Source organism: Polynucleobacter hirudinilacicola, assembly GCF_002192535.1.
GTDB lineage: Bacteria > Pseudomonadota > Gammaproteobacteria > Burkholderiales > Burkholderiaceae > Polynucleobacter > Polynucleobacter hirudinilacicola.
Map to the genome: position 1 here is coordinate 68,802 of NZ_NAIA01000002.1, position 13,907 is coordinate 82,708.

Here is a 13,907-nt window from a genome sequence, read left to right on the forward strand (position 1 = left end):
TGATTACTTGGTTGCAGTCAGAAGTTGTTGGGCATCTTTAGCTGCTTCAGTATCTGGGTACTTAGCTACGACTTCACTAAACGTTTTTTTAGCAGCAGCTTTATTGCTGCTCTCTAGTTGCGCATTGCCTAGGGTGACCATTGCTGCAGGAACGCGCGGGTGATCTGGATAATTTTTGATGAGGCTTTGGAGTTGATTAATGGCGCCAGCATAAGCTTTGTTCGCATATTTACTATTACCACTCCAGTAGAGTGCGAGAGGTATGTAAGGGCTCTTGGGGTACTTTGCTATGAAAGCGGTAAAGCTCTCATCGGCTTTTTTGAGGCTACCTGCCTGAAACGCTTTGAGAGCATCGTCATAGGCTTTTTTCTCATTTGGCTGAACTATGCCACTCACACCTTCAATCGTGGCGGTACGAGGTTCAAAATTACCGAGACGATTATCTAAATCTTGATAGTAGGTTTTCTGACTAGAGTTAATGTCTTCGCTTTGCTTTTCAAGGTTTTCAATTTTGCCACGTAGCTCAGCATTATCTGCTTTGAGCTTTTCAATCTGGCCTTGCAGCTCAAGCTGGGTCGTGGCGAGTGTCTTGCGTAGATCTAAGATGGCCTTACGAGCCTCATCATCAGAAAATAGTGCCCAGGCGCTGTTGGAGGCACCTAAGCAAACTAGAGTAGCACTTAAACAAAACGCTCGTGAGAGCGTTTGTTTTGCAGAAGAGAAAGGCATCTTCATTTAGTTTGTGATGTAAACAATATCAGCACGGCGATTCTCTGCCCAAGCTGCTTCGTTATCACCTTCTGCTTTTGGTTTTTCTTTACCAAAGCTGACAGCTTCCATTTGGTTATCGGATACACCCATTAAGTTCAATGATTTACGCACAGCATCAGAACGACGTTGACCTAGTGCCAAGTTGTATTCAGCAGTGCCGCGTTCGTCAGTGTTACCTTGAATAATAATTTTCTGAGTTGGGTTTGCTTTTAAATAACTTGCGTGGGCAGATAGCATTTTTTGATATTTAGTCTGCACGGTGTATTCGTCAAAACCAAAGTAAACGCTTTTCTCGAAGAGGGGACTCTTTGGGTCATTCCATGGTTGTGAGCCAAAGTTGCCACTACCACCGCTACCGCTGCCACCAGCGCCATTAACGTCATCCAATTTCACGCTAGAGCAAGCTGCCAGCAACAATGCAGTTGCGCTAATGAGGGTAAATGTGGCGGCACGGCGTGCTAAAGAGGTTTTCATGGTCTTTCCTTTTCTTACAAGCTAACTAAACAACCCAGTCAATATCTGAGCCTATTGCCAATATTATGCCTCTAAGAGTATGAAAAGTAACGATTTAGCCTAAAAATGGGATGCCAGAAAGGATTTGTGGATCAAGGCCGAGTAAACCTTAATCCACTTAATCCATAAACGGACCCCAGGAAGGCTGACGGACATCAGAACCTGGAATACTCAGAACCTGTTTGGAATTTCCATCAACAGAGACGGCAGCGAGTACGCGCTTACCATTGACTTTAGTTGAGTACAGCACATACCGACCGTTGGCAGCAAAGGAGGGTGACTCATCACTAGTTCCGTCAGTTAAGGCTTGCGCATCACCAGTCGCTAAATTCAGAATGTAGAGTCGATAGGCACCACCAATGTTGGCGATATAGGCCAAATATTTTCCATCCGGAGAGATGCGTGGTGAAGTTACAAAACCTTGTTTGAAAGTAACTCTCTTAACCCCTTCAGCCTGTTCACCTTCAGCACTCATACGATAAATTTGTGGATTGCCGCCACGATCACTCGTGAAGTAGATGTAGCGACCATCAGTGGAGTACTGTGGCTCGGTATCAATGGTGTAACCACGCGTTAAGCGCTGTAAGCCTGTGCCATCAGCATTAATACTATAGATTTGGGTATTGCCATCTTTAGAAAGTGAGATAGCTAGTTTTCTACCATCGGGTGACCAGGCTGGCGCACTGTTATTACCCTTTTGATTCGAGAGCGCAATGCGACGACCGGTCGCTAGCTCATGAACATAAATGACTGGCTTGCGATCTTCAAAAGAGACGTAAGCCACTTTCTTGCCATCAGGTGACCAGGATGGGGAGATGATGGGCTCGCCACTATTCATGGCATTGCGAATATTTTGACCATCCGCATCCGAAATCACTAAGCGATAGCGCTTACCATCCTTGATGACATAAGACAGGCGGGTCGAGAATATGCCGCGTTCACCTAGCAACTTGAGAATAATGTCGTCAGCAATTTTGTGGGCTACAGCACGTAAATTATCGGCACTTGAATTCAGCTTTAGGCCACCTAAGCTTTCAGACTTACGGATATCAAATAATTTGTATTGAATCTCAAATTGCGAGCCACCAGATTGCACAACAGAACCCACTACTAAAGCATCTGCTCCGCGTGCAGACCAGGATTTGTAATTCGGTGTACCTTCATCACTTTCAACAGCATTACCATTTTCAGTATTCTTAAAGTAACCACTGCGTGCTAAATCTTGGCGAATGATTTCAGTAATACTGATAGGTAATTTTTGTTCATCTTTAAAACGCATCACTGCAATTGGATAAAGCGATTGACCAACACCAGTGATTTCAATATTCATCTGAGCTAATGCTGGAGTCGATACGCCAATCAATACAGCACTGACAACTGCAATCAATAGTTGCGATTTCAAAACAATTCTTTTCATCAACTGCAACATGCATTAGTCCTTAGGTTTAAAGGTCAGCTTTACTTCCCGTTGTGGGATTTTGCCATTGTCATCTTTTGGCAAGCTTTCTGCACGAGACAGAGCTAGTAATACAGCGCGATCCCAGCCGGAATTGCCACTTGATGTCAGGACGCTAGTGCTCAAAATGGCCCCATCAGGAGCTAGGCTTACCTGAATGACTGTTGCAGGGTTGCCGCTTACCGATTCCGCATTAAACACAATCAGCGGCTTTACTTTCTTAATGACTTTATCGGTCCAGCCTGGGGGTGCGTTACCGCCACCACCCACACCGCTACCAACTGTGCCGCCACTGCCACCTTCGGCTCCTGCTGCTGCGCGAAGACGTGCCAATTGATCTGCACGTACTTTTTCAGCGGCAGCGTTTGCTTTTACTTCTGCCGCAGAGGGTTCTTTAGGAGCTTCAGCCTTTTTAGCTTGCTCTTTTTCCTTGGGTGGAGGAGGCTTAACTGTCTTCGGCGTTTCTTTCGCTACTTCTTTTTTAGGGGGCTCTTTTTCCACTTTCTTTTTCTTTACCGCAATGTCAGCAGCCTCTTCCTTAGCTACTGTTTTCATTTCCGGTTCTGGTGTACTTTGTACTTGCGGCACAGAATCCCATAGCTCCACCTCAACTCCAGAAGGCGTGCTGTTATTCCAGCTAATGCCGATTACTAAAAAAGCGACTAGACCTAAATGCGCAATCAATGAAAGACTAAATGCGCGTTTAGTACTTTCCTCTTTTGTAAACCGCTCCCGTTTAAATGGAGAAAGATTGGGTTGTAAGCTTTGGGCGCTATTCATAGGCAAATAAAAAGAGCTCTAGCCTTTCCTTATTGGCTCTTGACTGCAAGGCCAACACGTTTCACACCATTTTCTTTAAGCTTCGACATCACATCCATGACTACTTCGTACTTAATGGATTTATCAGCCGCCAGCACAACCGGTTGCTCTGCAGACTTTTCTGCTTGAGTTCTAGCAAATGCGCCAAGCTCAAAGCGGTTGAGAGTTTGAACAGGTTCACCATCTTTGCGTACGATGACATTTTCATTAGCATCAATCGTTAAAAAGACCGGTGGTAATGCTTGCACCTTGGCGCCACCAACAGTAGGTAAATTCACCACACCAGGATTGACCATTGGCGCTGTAACCATAAAGATCACAAGTAGCACCAACATCACATCGATGTATGGAACGACATTAATGTCAGCCATCACCCTACGTTTAGTACTTCTCCTGAGAGATGATCCAGCCATGCTTATTTTCCTAAGCCTTGACGTTGCAAGATGTTTGTAAATTCTTCAATAAAAGTTTCGAAGCGAATTGCGAGTCGATCGACATCGGTAGCAGCGCGGTTATAAGCAACTACTGCAGGAATCGCCGCAAACAAACCAATCGCTGTTGCGACTAGTGCTTCAGCAATACCAGGTGCCACTGCCGCCAAGGTGGCGTTTTGAACATTGGCCAAACCTCGGAAAGCATGCATGATTCCCCATACAGTCCCAAAGAGACCGATATACGGTGACACAGAGCCAACCGAAGCTAAGAAAGGTAGGTTGGCTTCAAGAGCATCCATTTCACGTTGATAGGTTGCTTTCATGGCGCGACGGGCAGCATCGATTTCACGCACTTTCATGAACTCTTGCATGCCCGCCTCGAAGATATGTTCTAGGACGGCATTACTGCGGGTATTGCGTTGGGCTGACTCTAAAAGGGTGGCAAGATCGCCTCCAGACCAAAAGTCGCGCTCAAAGCGCTCTGTATCGCGTCTAACCCCACGCAAAACCGCTGTTTTCTTAAAAATGATGGTCCAAGAGGCAATGGACATCCCTAGTAATAACAACATTACCAACTGGACTAATAGGCTGGCATTGAGGACTAGAGAGAGAAAGGAGAGGTCTTGTGTAGTGGTCATGATGGATTTTGTATGATGTAGGTTGATTTTACTAAGTTAATTAACTCAACAATCCAACTTCATCAGGATTATCACCATGTTTGACCGTCAGAACAATTTAGCCAAAACCGATCCCCAACTGTGGGAAGCCGTCCAAAAGGAAAATAAGCGCCAAGAAGATCATATTGAGCTTATTGCCTCTGAGAATTACGCCTCTCCAGCAGTGATGGAGGCACAGGGCTCACAATTGACCAATAAATACGCTGAAGGTTATCCAGGTAAGCGTTATTACGGTGGTTGTGAATTTGTCGACGTTGCTGAGCAATTGGCAATTGATCGCGTTAAAGCACTGTATGGTGCTGAAGCTGCTAACGTTCAGCCCCATTGCGGTGCATCTGCGAACCAAGCAGTTTTCTTGGCGTTCCTAAAACCTGGTGACACCTTTATGGGAATGAGTCTGGCAGAAGGTGGTCACTTGACTCACGGTATGGCACTCAATATGAGTGGTAAGTGGTTTAATCCGATTTCCTATGGCCTCGATAAAAACGAAGCGATTGATTATGAGCAAATGGAGCGTTTAGCGCGTGAGCATAAGCCTAAGTTGATTATTGCTGGTGCGTCTGCTTACTCCCTTGTAATTGATTGGGAGCGCATTGGTAAGTTGGCTAAAGAAGTCGGCGCTATTTTCATGGTAGACATGGCCCATTACTCTGGTCTGATTGCCGCTGGTGTGTATCCAAACCCAGTGCCACACGCAGATATCGTCACCTCGACAACACACAAGAGTTTGCGCGGTCCTCGTGGCGGCATCATCTTGATGAAGGCTGAGCATGAAAAAGCCATTAACTCTGCAGTCTTCCCAGGCTTACAGGGTGGTCCTTTGATGCACGTGATTGCTGCTAAAGCAGTGGCGTTCAAAGAAGCACAAGAACCGAGTTTCAAGGATTATCAAAAGCAAGTGATTGCTAATGCCAAAGCCTTGGCAGAGACATTGATCTCTCGTGGTCTGCGCATTGTGTCTGGCGGTACAGATTCACATGTGATGTTGGTAGATTTGCGTGCCAAGAAAATGACCGGCAAAGAAGCTGAGCGCGTTTTGGGTGATGCACACATTACTTGCAATAAGAATGGCATTCCAAATGATCCAGAAAAACCAATGGTGACTAGCGGTATTCGTTTGGGTTCACCAGCAATGACAACCCGTGGCTTTAAAGAAGCTGAAGCAAGACAGGTGGGTAACTTTATTGCCGATGTTTTGGATAACCCGAATGACGAAGCAAACATTGCTAAAGTGCGCGCTCAAGTCTCTGAGCTCACCAAGCGTTTCCCGGTGTACGGTTAATCTAACACTCTAAAGAAAAGAGCCCACATTGCGCTGCCCTTTTTGCCATAACGACGATACTCAGGTACTCGATACTCGGGTATCGGATGAGGGTGATACCATTCGCCGGCGCCGTCGTTGTGCTAAATGCGATAAACGCTTTACAACCTATGAGCGTGTCGAATTAGCCTTGCCGGCTATTGTGAAGAAGAATGGCAGCCGGGTAGAGTACAGCCACGATAAGCTGGCTGGCTCCATCAAACTTGCTCTGAGAAAGCGCCCAGTCTCATCAGACTCTGTAGATGAATCGATTGCTCGGATCGAAGAAAAACTGCTCAGTCTTGGTGAGAAGGAAATCCCTAGCGAGCGCGTAGGAGAGTTAGTTATGCGTGAACTTAAGCGCTTAGATAAAGTGGCCTATATTCGTTTTGCTTCGGTCTACAGAAGCTTTGCAGACATTGAGTCTTTTGAGAGCGCGCTCAAAGAGTTGAAGTAAGTCCAGGGTAGCCTTAATCTAGCGCCCACCACGCATCCACAGTTTTAAATAAAAAAGACTATTTGCATGAAGCGGTTTTTCTGTATACTGTAACCAATTGATTACAATTGATGTATGTATGAAATTAAAAAAACAAATGAATTTGAATCTTGGTTTGTCGCTATTCGCGATCCTTTAACGCGTGGTCGTTTGCTTTCAAGACTTCGTAAAGTATCGCTGGGTAGCATTGGGGATTTAGCTCCAATTGCTAACGGCGTTTGGGAAATGCGTGAGCATTTTGGTGCTGGGTGGAGAATGTATTACGTGCAGCGCAGAAAGACGATCATTTTAATGTTGGGTGGTGGTTGTAAGTCCACCCAAGCAGCTGATATTAAGAGGGTTAAGCAATTACTTTTGACCTTGGAGGATTAAATGAAAAGTACCAAAAAGATAAAAATAAAAGATTTGTCAAAATTTGATGTTGTTGATCATTTGAAAACAGAAAAAGATATTGCAGGATATCTTTCGGCTGTATTGGAGGACGGAGATCCCGCCTTATTTGTTGCAGCAATTGGCGATATTGCTAGAGCAAAAGGCATGACAGAAATCGCCAAAAAGAGCGGCGTTACTCGAGAGTCTTTATATAGAGCCCTCAAGATAGAGGCACAGCCTCGTTTTGAGACAGTAGCAAAAGTAATTCATGCGCTTGGTATGAAGCTAAGCGTGCATGCTTAGTTAAGCTTTAATGGACTTTGCCTTCTCAGCACACATCATCTGAATTACCCCATCAATATCGGTTGGTTTCTTCCAACCCAATACTTTGAGAGCTTTTTCGGGGTTGCCAACGCTTGAGACGATTTCGTTGGGACGAAAGAAGCTGGGTTCAATCTCAACATACTTTTGCCAATCTAAATCAAAGTATTCAAAAGACTTGGCAACAAAATATTTCAGTGATTCTTTTCTACCGGTAGCAATGACAAAGTCATCTGGCTTGTCCAGTTGCATCATGAGCCACATTGCCTCAACATATTCAGGGGCCCAACCCCAGTCACGTGAGATATCTAAATTACCTAATTGCAGCTTATCGAGTTGACCAGCTTTAATCTTGGCTGCACCAGCAATAATTTTTTGCGTTACAAAACGTTCAGGGCGCAAAGGCGACTCATGGTTAAACAGGATTCCAGTGCACGCAAAGAGACCATAAGATTCGCGATAGCTATTAATTAGCCACTTGGCAGTAGATTTAGCTACCGCATAAGGACTTCGTGGTGCAAATGGAGTTTGTTCATTGGCTGGAGTATCTCCGGTATCGCCAAAGCATTCGCTTGAGCCAGCGTTATAAAAACGTACTGGCTTATTGAGAAGGCGAATGACCTCCAAAATATTAAGCGTGCCAATGGCAATACTCTCAATGGCCTCAACCGGCTGATCAAAAGAGAGTCCTACCGAGGTTTGACCTGCTAGGTTATAGATCTCGTCTGGATCAGCTTGCTGAATTGCATTAAAGACGCTTCTAAAGTCATTAATCGAAACAGAAATTAACTTAACTTGATTGCGAATACCAACGGTATTGAGATTGTTAAAAGAAGAGGCCATCACATCGCGTGATGAGCCCGTTACTTCATATCCTTTGGATAAGAGATGCTTTGCTAAGTAAGCACCATCTTGCCCAGTAATGCCGATGATTAATGCTTTTTTGGCTGCCAATTGAGCGGACTTACTTTAAGACTGCAAAGATGGAGGCAGTAATGTCATCGACGTTACCGGTGCCGCTGACTTTACAATATGCAGGAGCTTTTACTTTGTCGCTTGCACTTGCTTGATTGGCCCAAGAGGAGTAATACTTAACCAGTGGGCGAGTCTGATCGTCATATACCTGTAGGCGTTTGCGAACAGTTTCTTCTTTATCGTCATCACGCTGAATCAAATCGTCACCCGTTACATCATCTTTACCTGCTAGTTTGGGTGGGTTGAATTTAATGTGATAAGTACGACCTGAGGCTGGGTGAACGCGACGTCCGCCCATGCGATCGATGATGGCATCAAATGGCACATCGATTTCTAAAACATAGTCGATGGGTACGCCAGCATCTTTCATAGCTTGCGCTTGTGGGATCGTTCTTGGGAAACCATCAAACAAATAACCCTTGCTGCAATCAGGCTGAGTTAAGCGATCTTTGACTAAACCAATGATGATGTCATCAGATACCAAGCCACCAGCATCCATAATTTTTTTGGCAGCAATGCCGAGCTCTGTTCCTGCTTTAACCGCAGCGCGCAACATGTCGCCAGTGGAAATTTGTGGAATAGCAAATTTTTCGCAAATAAACTGAGCTTGTGTGCCTTTACCAGCACCAGGTGCACCGAGCAGAATCAACCGCATGTTTTTCCCCTTAGAAGAGCTGTCATTGTCCCGTATTTTGCTGGGAGGCTTGATAGCTAATGACTAGGATTATCCCCGAGAAACCCTAGCTGCTTAACAAAAGTCTCTTGGGCCTAGATGCTGCCCAATAGTTTTCTGACCCGCTCTAGGTCCTCTGGTGTATCTACACCTGCTGGAGGCGCCTCTGAAGCCGTATGAACCGCAATTCGGTAGCCATTCCAGAGGGCGCGCAGTTGCTCTAAAGCCTCTGCTTGTTCTGGGGGTGCGGGCTCTAAGCGGGTATAGGCCTGTAAAAAGTCAGCTCGGTAGGCATAAATGCCTAAATGGCGAAGATGCTGGGCTGTTTGGGTGTTGTGTGCATCTCTGACAAATGGAATTGGCGCTCTTGAAAAATACAAGGCCTCTCCTAGGCGATTGAGCACCACTTTGACAACGTTAGGGTTCTCAATTTCAGATGTATCGCTAATGGGTACTGCAATAGTTGAGATGGCGCATTGAGCATTGTTGGCCAAAGTTTGGGCAACTTGATTAATCAGTTCTGCTGGAATCAGTGGCTCATCACCTTGTACATTCACAATCAAGGAATTGGCTGGAAGTTTAAGCAACTGCGCAACTTCAGCAAGACGATCGGTACCAGTAGGGTGATCGGGGCTAGTGAGCAAGCAATCAATACGATGCGCAGTGCAAGCTGCCTCAATCTCTGGCGAATCTGTTGCAACTACGACGCTCTGCGCAAGTGATTGCTTGGCACGCTCTGCAACCCTAACCACCATTGGCTTGCCGCCAATATCAGCTAGTGGTTTGCGTGGCAATCTAGTAGATCCCAGTCTTGCGGGTATGACAACCAAAAAGTCGGGAGATTGATGAGTGCTCATGCAAAAGATATTGAATGAATTATTTAGAGTGCTTCATCGGCGCTAAGAGCGCGCGCTTCATCTACCAACATGACAGGTACATCATCGCGAATGGGGTAAGCCAAGCGATCAGCCTTGCAAATGAGTTCATGCTTGGCAGTATCTAAATGCAAAGGGCTTTTGCACAAAGGACATACTAAAATTTCGAGTAAACGTTTATCCATGATTGTTCTCAGTTTAGCGCTTTCATAAATTGAACACCAAAGCGGCTTTACAGGTTATAGCGATGGGGATCAGGTCTTTGCAGGATTGACTGCACCCAGTCTATCAAGTCATTCGGCAGATGTAAGCTCATTGGCACTACCCAAATGCGCTCATCGTTAATGGCAGCACATTTCACGGCATCTTTTTCGGTGATCAGAATGCATTGCGACTGAATGCCATTAAAAAAGTCCTGGGTATAACTCGCATGATCTGGCAATGGGATCCATTTACCTGTGACACCTTGTTTTTGGAGGGCAGCAAAAAAACGCTGGGGGTTACCAAGCGCTGCCACAGCACTGATTTGATCCGGCAAGTACTGCTCAGAAATCTGCGCAAGTGTTTGAATATTTTCTGGGTGATGAAGCTGATAGGGTGTATCTAGAGTACCTACCAAGGCAAAAGTGCGTCGGCCTTCAAAATACTCTTCTGATAAACCACTTTTATTGCTGTTGGAGGACTCGGTCTGTAAGGTAGCATCACGGGCCCGATTGGCAGGTTCGCGCAAAGGTCCGGCTGGTAATAAAAAGCCGTTCCCTTCACCACGCCCATCGCGCACTACAAATTCAATATCGCGACCACCTTCTCGTGCAGGCCAACGGGATAGACTGCTATGTTGCAAGCCATCATCGCTGATGATGACATTCACTTCGGGTGATTGTTTGAGTAGCGCCTTAATACTTTGCTGACGTTTTGGAAATACCCAAATCGGAAATTGTTCATGCGTACGCTTTGCAATCAGCACTGGTTCATCACCCACCTGCATCGGATCTGAATCGCTGCGTACTTGTACAGGTTGAGTTTGTGCTGAAGATCCATAACCGCGACTGATAATGCCTGGCTGCCATCCTAGTTGCGCCAAGCGCTGTGCAAGTGCAATCACAATTGGCGTCTTGCCAGTACCGCCCACCCGAATATTGCCGACGATGATGATGGGAACTGGCACAGCTTGACGATTGATTAGCCCTAAATCTTGAATGAGTTTGCGAATCCGCAAGACCAAACCGTAAACCCAAGACAGCGGCCAAAGCAGGAGAGCAGTGGGTCCGCGCTTTTCCCAAAATTGAGGGGCTTTACGAAAAAAAGAGCGCGCCATGATGAGGATAATTTTTCCTGGACTTACTTTTTGGTTTGACTGCTAAATACAATGTTCGATAGATTGGCATCACGCGCAGCTTCTAGAGCGCTCATCACAGCTTGATGCGGTGCTCTGGCATCAGCATCAATATTGACTTGAATATTACTGACGCCATCTTTTGTGCTGGTACTTTGATTGCTTAGTTGCATTAAGGTTCCACTCAGTCCGCTACGATCAGTCACCTTGCCATTGATAGCAAAGCGACCATCACGACTTACGGCGATATGTACTTGTTTATTGTCTGTCTGGCTTTCGCTACCATTCGCAGTTGGTAAAGTAATCGCCAATTCTTGATAGCGTGTAAAAGTGGTAGAGATCATTAAAAAGATCAGCACTACTAACAAAACATCAATAAAGGGAATGAGGTTTATCTCTGGTTCAGCAGATGCTGGAGTGGTTCCAAGAGAAAAACTTCTCTTGGATGACGAGTGCAGACTTAACCAACTCATTACGATTGAGAATAGAGTTTTTTAAACAGCTGGCGCGTGAACTCTTCACATTCACGTTGACGCTCATTTGCAAGAGCGCGCAATCCTCGCCATGCCGCTAGTGCAGGAATGGCAATAAGCAATCCAAACGCAGTGTTATACAGTGCAACAGAAATTCCGTGAGCTAGTTGTTGCGGGCTGCCAGCGCCATTGATCGCTCCTTGGCTACCAAAGATTTCGATCATGCCAACGACAGTGCCAAATAAACCTAGCAAGGGGGCGATGGTGGCAATCGTTGCCAGAATCCCTAGGTAGCGATCCAATTTGAACCAAGTCATCTGGGCCACCGCTTGGAGCTCTTCAAGTGCTGCTTCAGAGTTGCTGCCATTAAGCTTTTCTTTTAAAACACAGGCTAGCAAGGGGCTTGCTGGGGATAATTGAGTGAGTGCGCTAATTTGAGCGTCTGAGGGCTTATTGTCTTTAAGCATTTGATTGCAAAGACTAAAAGCAGTCTCTAAACAGTCTTTTGGGAAAACATGAATTTGCCGCAAATACCAGCTACGCTCCAATACGATCGCTAAGCCAATAATCGAAATAAGCAAAAGAGGCCAGATGGGCCAGCCAGCGGATAGTAAGATTGAGTACATAAGCTCAGTACTTTAGCTGAATTAAAAAGCCCCTTTCAGAAAGCTAGCCTGTGGATAACTCTGTGCAAAACTTTTTTGGGAAGGTGCTCTAAGTCCTTGATTGATGGTAAAACGAGTAGGAATTGGCCTTAAAGTACTTGTAGGGCCTTGAAATAATACCCATATAAATCAATGACTTAATTTTTAGCTGTTGGATTTATGAGACGTTTTGGGTCAGTAATTACTTACTTTTAGATACTAGACCAAGAGCGAATAGGCTTCTGTGGATATTTATTGCCATCTAAGCCAGATGGTCCTGTGGATAAAGAGAAAAAATGTCGGAAATATCAAGGGAAATTCTCAGTGTTGGCGATCTAAACCGTGCCATTGCAGCGTCTTTGGAAGATCGCTTCGATACTGTTTGGGTTAGCGGGGAGATTTCAAACTTTAAGGCCTATGACAGCGGGCATTGGTATTTCTCGCTCAAAGACGAAGAGGGGCAGATTCGCTGCGTCATGTTTCGAGGCCGCAATGGCCAGGTGGGATTCATGCCCCAGTCCGGGGATTTGGTTGAAGTCAGTGCCAGCATAGGAATGTATGTCCCCAGAGGTGATATTCAACTCACCATTCAAACCTTGCGTCGTGCTGGCATGGGTGGTTTGTACGAGGCCTTCTTAAAGCTCAAAGCCAAATTAGCCAAAGAAGGTTTGTTTGATGAAGAGCGCAAACGCGAGATTCCAACTCACCCACGCTCGATTGGCATCATCACTTCGCCACAAGCTGCGGCATTAAAAGATGTACTCTCAACTTTAGCAAGACGTACGCCACATATTCCGATTGTGCTTTATCCAACCTTAGTACAAGGACCTGATGCACCTGCCGGAATTATTTCGGCACTGAAAGCAGCAGAAAAAGAAAACGCCGTTGATGTGATTTTGTTAGTCAGAGGTGGCGGCAGTATCGAAGATCTGTGGGCCTTTAACGATGAGCAACTTGCATATGCTATTGCTAACTCCAGTATTCCGGTAGTGAGCGGCGTGGGACATGAGACTGATTTCACGATTGCAGATTTTGTGGCAGACCTGCGCGCACCAACCCCAACGGGCGCGGCAGAGCTAGCGGCCCCACGCAAAGATCAACTCTTGCAAGAGTTAGATGCCATTCAGCAGGCATTACTACAGCGCATCAATCAACGCGTAGAGCGTGAAGCACAAACCCTAGATCAACTAGCTTTAAGACTGAACCATGCATTACCAAACCCCGATCGGATGCGTGAGCAAATCACCAGTTGGCAACTACGCTTAAATCAAGCGTGGTCAGTACGCATGGAAAACTGGAAGCGCAATCAATCCCACTACCAATCACAACTAGAAATGCTCAATCCGCAAAGAACGCTCGAGCGAGGCTATGCAGTCATCCTAAGCAAAGAGAGCGAGAAGCTGCATGCCGTTCGCAAGCCAAGTGAGCTCAATACAGAGCAGGGCTATCAGGTGCAATTAGCAGAAGGTCAGGCAGAGGTAAAGTTTTCCGAAGTAGTGCAAGGCCCATGAAATGCGCTTAGTAGACATAGGTAAAGATAAAGTTGACCTCAATCATTTGGTTGATTGGGTCACAAAATTACAACAACCCATCACAATTATTGGGGGAAGTGTTAACGCGGTATTGCTTAGTCTAGAGGATTGGAATGGAATCCAGGAGACCTTGCATTTAATAAAGATACCAAGTGTGCATAGGTCAATAAAACAAGCCATGGCAGAACCACTAGCTTAAAACAAAAAGTTATTGAAGTTTTAAGCAAGTATCTGCGCTAA

19 protein-coding genes are annotated in these 13,907 nt (G+C 45.7%); 6 read left to right on the plus strand and 13 right to left on the minus strand.

The annotated features are described in order from the left end of the window. Window positions 1-3 precede the first annotated feature (3 nt). The 6 genes from ybgF to tolQ all read right to left on the minus strand — a co-directional run bounded on the left by ybgF (window position 4) and on the right by tolQ (window position 4,631). On the minus strand, window positions 4-735 hold the full coding sequence (ybgF, locus tag B6A14_RS02980) for a tol-pal system protein YbgF (RefSeq protein ID WP_087908976.1): 732 nt from the start codon (window positions 733-735) through the stop codon (window positions 4-6). Continuing rightward, entirely contained in the window at window positions 736-1,245 is a 510-nt protein-coding gene (gene pal / locus B6A14_RS02985) for a peptidoglycan-associated lipoprotein Pal (RefSeq protein WP_087908977.1), read from the minus strand. 157 nt (window positions 1,246-1,402) lie between these two features. Continuing rightward, on the minus strand, window positions 1,403-2,713 hold the full coding sequence (gene tolB / locus B6A14_RS02990) for a Tol-Pal system beta propeller repeat protein TolB (RefSeq protein ID WP_201721462.1): 1,311 nt from the start codon (window positions 2,711-2,713) through the stop codon (window positions 1,403-1,405). A gap of 3 nt (window positions 2,714-2,716) precedes the next feature. After that, a complete protein-coding gene (locus B6A14_RS02995) occupies window positions 2,717-3,520 on the minus strand; it encodes an energy transducer TonB (protein WP_087908978.1) in 804 nt (267 codons plus the stop codon). 29 nt (window positions 3,521-3,549) lie between these two features. Further along, window positions 3,550-3,972 (minus strand): ExbD/TolR family protein, encoded by a 423-nt coding sequence (locus tag B6A14_RS03000; protein WP_087908979.1) that lies wholly within the window; start codon window positions 3,970-3,972, stop codon window positions 3,550-3,552. A gap of 2 nt (window positions 3,973-3,974) precedes the next feature. Then, window positions 3,975-4,631 (minus strand): protein TolQ, encoded by a 657-nt coding sequence (gene tolQ, locus B6A14_RS03005; protein ID WP_087908980.1) that lies wholly within the window; start codon window positions 4,629-4,631, stop codon window positions 3,975-3,977. Window positions 4,632-4,707: 76 nt separating this feature from the next. On the opposite strand from tolQ, the gene glyA reads away from it, so the two are divergent. The 4 genes from glyA to B6A14_RS03025 all read left to right on the plus strand — a co-directional run bounded on the left by glyA (window position 4,708) and on the right by B6A14_RS03025 (window position 7,141). After that, window positions 4,708-5,952 carry a serine hydroxymethyltransferase gene (glyA, locus tag B6A14_RS03010; protein WP_087908981.1) on the plus strand — a complete coding sequence of 415 codons (1,245 nt, stop codon included), beginning with the start codon at window positions 4,708-4,710 and terminating at the stop codon, window positions 5,950-5,952. Between the two features lie 28 nt (window positions 5,953-5,980). Beyond that, window positions 5,981-6,427, plus strand: coding sequence for a transcriptional regulator NrdR (gene nrdR, locus B6A14_RS03015; RefSeq protein ID WP_087908982.1), 447 nt, complete (start codon window positions 5,981-5,983; stop codon window positions 6,425-6,427). A 114-nt stretch (window positions 6,428-6,541) separates the two neighbouring features. Beyond that, a complete protein-coding gene (locus B6A14_RS03020) occupies window positions 6,542-6,838 on the plus strand; it encodes a type II toxin-antitoxin system RelE/ParE family toxin (RefSeq protein ID WP_087908983.1) in 297 nt (98 codons plus the stop codon). Further along, complete coding sequence (locus B6A14_RS03025; protein WP_087908984.1) at window positions 6,839-7,141, plus strand: addiction module antidote protein; 303 nt, start codon at window positions 6,839-6,841, stop codon at window positions 7,139-7,141. Here B6A14_RS03025 and B6A14_RS03030 read toward each other — a convergent pair whose 3' ends face one another. From B6A14_RS03030 to B6A14_RS03060, 7 genes are all read right to left on the minus strand, one after another. Beyond that, entirely contained in the window at window positions 7,142-8,113 is a 972-nt protein-coding gene (locus B6A14_RS03030) for a GDP-mannose 4,6-dehydratase (protein ID WP_087908985.1), read from the minus strand. Between the two features lie 10 nt (window positions 8,114-8,123). Next, complete coding sequence (gene adk, locus B6A14_RS03035) at window positions 8,124-8,789, minus strand: adenylate kinase (RefSeq protein ID WP_087908986.1); 666 nt, start codon at window positions 8,787-8,789, stop codon at window positions 8,124-8,126. 113 nt (window positions 8,790-8,902) lie between these two features. Then, a complete protein-coding gene (kdsB, locus tag B6A14_RS03040) occupies window positions 8,903-9,664 on the minus strand; it encodes a 3-deoxy-manno-octulosonate cytidylyltransferase (protein WP_087908987.1) in 762 nt (253 codons plus the stop codon). Between the two features lie 23 nt (window positions 9,665-9,687). Beyond that, window positions 9,688-9,867, minus strand: coding sequence for a Trm112 family protein (locus tag B6A14_RS03045; RefSeq protein WP_087908988.1), 180 nt, complete (start codon window positions 9,865-9,867; stop codon window positions 9,688-9,690). 47 nt (window positions 9,868-9,914) lie between these two features. Next, window positions 9,915-11,000, minus strand: a complete 1,086-nt coding sequence (gene lpxK / locus B6A14_RS03050; protein WP_087908989.1) for a tetraacyldisaccharide 4'-kinase — start codon at window positions 10,998-11,000, stop codon at window positions 9,915-9,917. Window positions 11,001-11,023: 23 nt separating this feature from the next. Further along, a complete protein-coding gene (locus B6A14_RS03055; protein ID WP_087908990.1) occupies window positions 11,024-11,491 on the minus strand; it encodes an ExbD/TolR family protein in 468 nt (155 codons plus the stop codon). Beyond that, window positions 11,491-12,117, minus strand: coding sequence for a MotA/TolQ/ExbB proton channel family protein (locus B6A14_RS03060; protein WP_087908991.1), 627 nt, complete (start codon window positions 12,115-12,117; stop codon window positions 11,491-11,493). Before B6A14_RS03060 ends, B6A14_RS03055 begins: the two co-directional genes overlap by 1 nt. 314 nt (window positions 12,118-12,431) lie before the next feature. Here B6A14_RS03060 and xseA point away from each other — a divergent pair, with 314 nt between their 5' ends. Together xseA and B6A14_RS03070 are read left to right on the plus strand one after the other, a co-directional pair. After that, entirely contained in the window at window positions 12,432-13,646 is a 1,215-nt protein-coding gene (xseA, locus tag B6A14_RS03065) for an exodeoxyribonuclease VII large subunit (RefSeq protein WP_087908992.1), read from the plus strand. 1 nt (window position 13,647) lies between these two features. Next, window positions 13,648-13,866: a type II toxin-antitoxin system Phd/YefM family antitoxin gene (locus tag B6A14_RS03070; RefSeq protein ID WP_087908993.1), complete on the plus strand. Its 219-nt coding sequence runs from the start codon at window positions 13,648-13,650 to the stop codon at window positions 13,864-13,866. Window positions 13,867-13,907 lie beyond the last annotated feature (41 nt).

Coding starts and splice junctions, on each gene's coding strand:
- B6A14_RS03060 (WP_087908991.1), bottom strand. CDS start 12,117: ATGTACTCAATCTTACTATCCGCTGGCTGGCCCATCTGGCCTCTTTTG.
- B6A14_RS03020 (WP_087908983.1), top strand. CDS start 6,542: ATGTATGAAATTAAAAAAACAAATGAATTTGAATCTTGGTTTGTCGCT.
- lpxK (WP_087908989.1), bottom strand. CDS start 11,000: ATGGCGCGCTCTTTTTTTCGTAAAGCCCCTCAATTTTGGGAAAAGCGC.
- xseA (WP_087908992.1), top strand. CDS start 12,432: ATGTCGGAAATATCAAGGGAAATTCTCAGTGTTGGCGATCTAAACCGT.
- tolQ (WP_087908980.1), bottom strand. CDS start 4,631: ATGACCACTACACAAGACCTCTCCTTTCTCTCTCTAGTCCTCAATGCC.
- ybgF (WP_087908976.1), bottom strand. CDS start 735: ATGAAGATGCCTTTCTCTTCTGCAAAACAAACGCTCTCACGAGCGTTT.
- tolB (WP_201721462.1), bottom strand. CDS start 2,713: ATGTTGCAGTTGATGAAAAGAATTGTTTTGAAATCGCAACTATTGATT.
- B6A14_RS03055 (WP_087908990.1), bottom strand. CDS start 11,491: ATGAGTTGGTTAAGTCTGCACTCGTCATCCAAGAGAAGTTTTTCTCTT.
- adk (WP_087908986.1), bottom strand. CDS start 8,789: ATGCGGTTGATTCTGCTCGGTGCACCTGGTGCTGGTAAAGGCACACAA.
- pal (WP_087908977.1), bottom strand. CDS start 1,245: ATGAAAACCTCTTTAGCACGCCGTGCCGCCACATTTACCCTCATTAGC.
- B6A14_RS03045 (WP_087908988.1), bottom strand. CDS start 9,867: ATGGATAAACGTTTACTCGAAATTTTAGTATGTCCTTTGTGCAAAAGC.
- glyA (WP_087908981.1), top strand. CDS start 4,708: ATGTTTGACCGTCAGAACAATTTAGCCAAAACCGATCCCCAACTGTGG.
- B6A14_RS03025 (WP_087908984.1), top strand. CDS start 6,839: ATGAAAAGTACCAAAAAGATAAAAATAAAAGATTTGTCAAAATTTGAT.
- B6A14_RS03070 (WP_087908993.1), top strand. CDS start 13,648: ATGCGCTTAGTAGACATAGGTAAAGATAAAGTTGACCTCAATCATTTG.
- kdsB (WP_087908987.1), bottom strand. CDS start 9,664: ATGAGCACTCATCAATCTCCCGACTTTTTGGTTGTCATACCCGCAAGA.
- B6A14_RS03000 (WP_087908979.1), bottom strand. CDS start 3,972: ATGGCTGGATCATCTCTCAGGAGAAGTACTAAACGTAGGGTGATGGCT.
- B6A14_RS02995 (WP_087908978.1), bottom strand. CDS start 3,520: ATGAATAGCGCCCAAAGCTTACAACCCAATCTTTCTCCATTTAAACGG.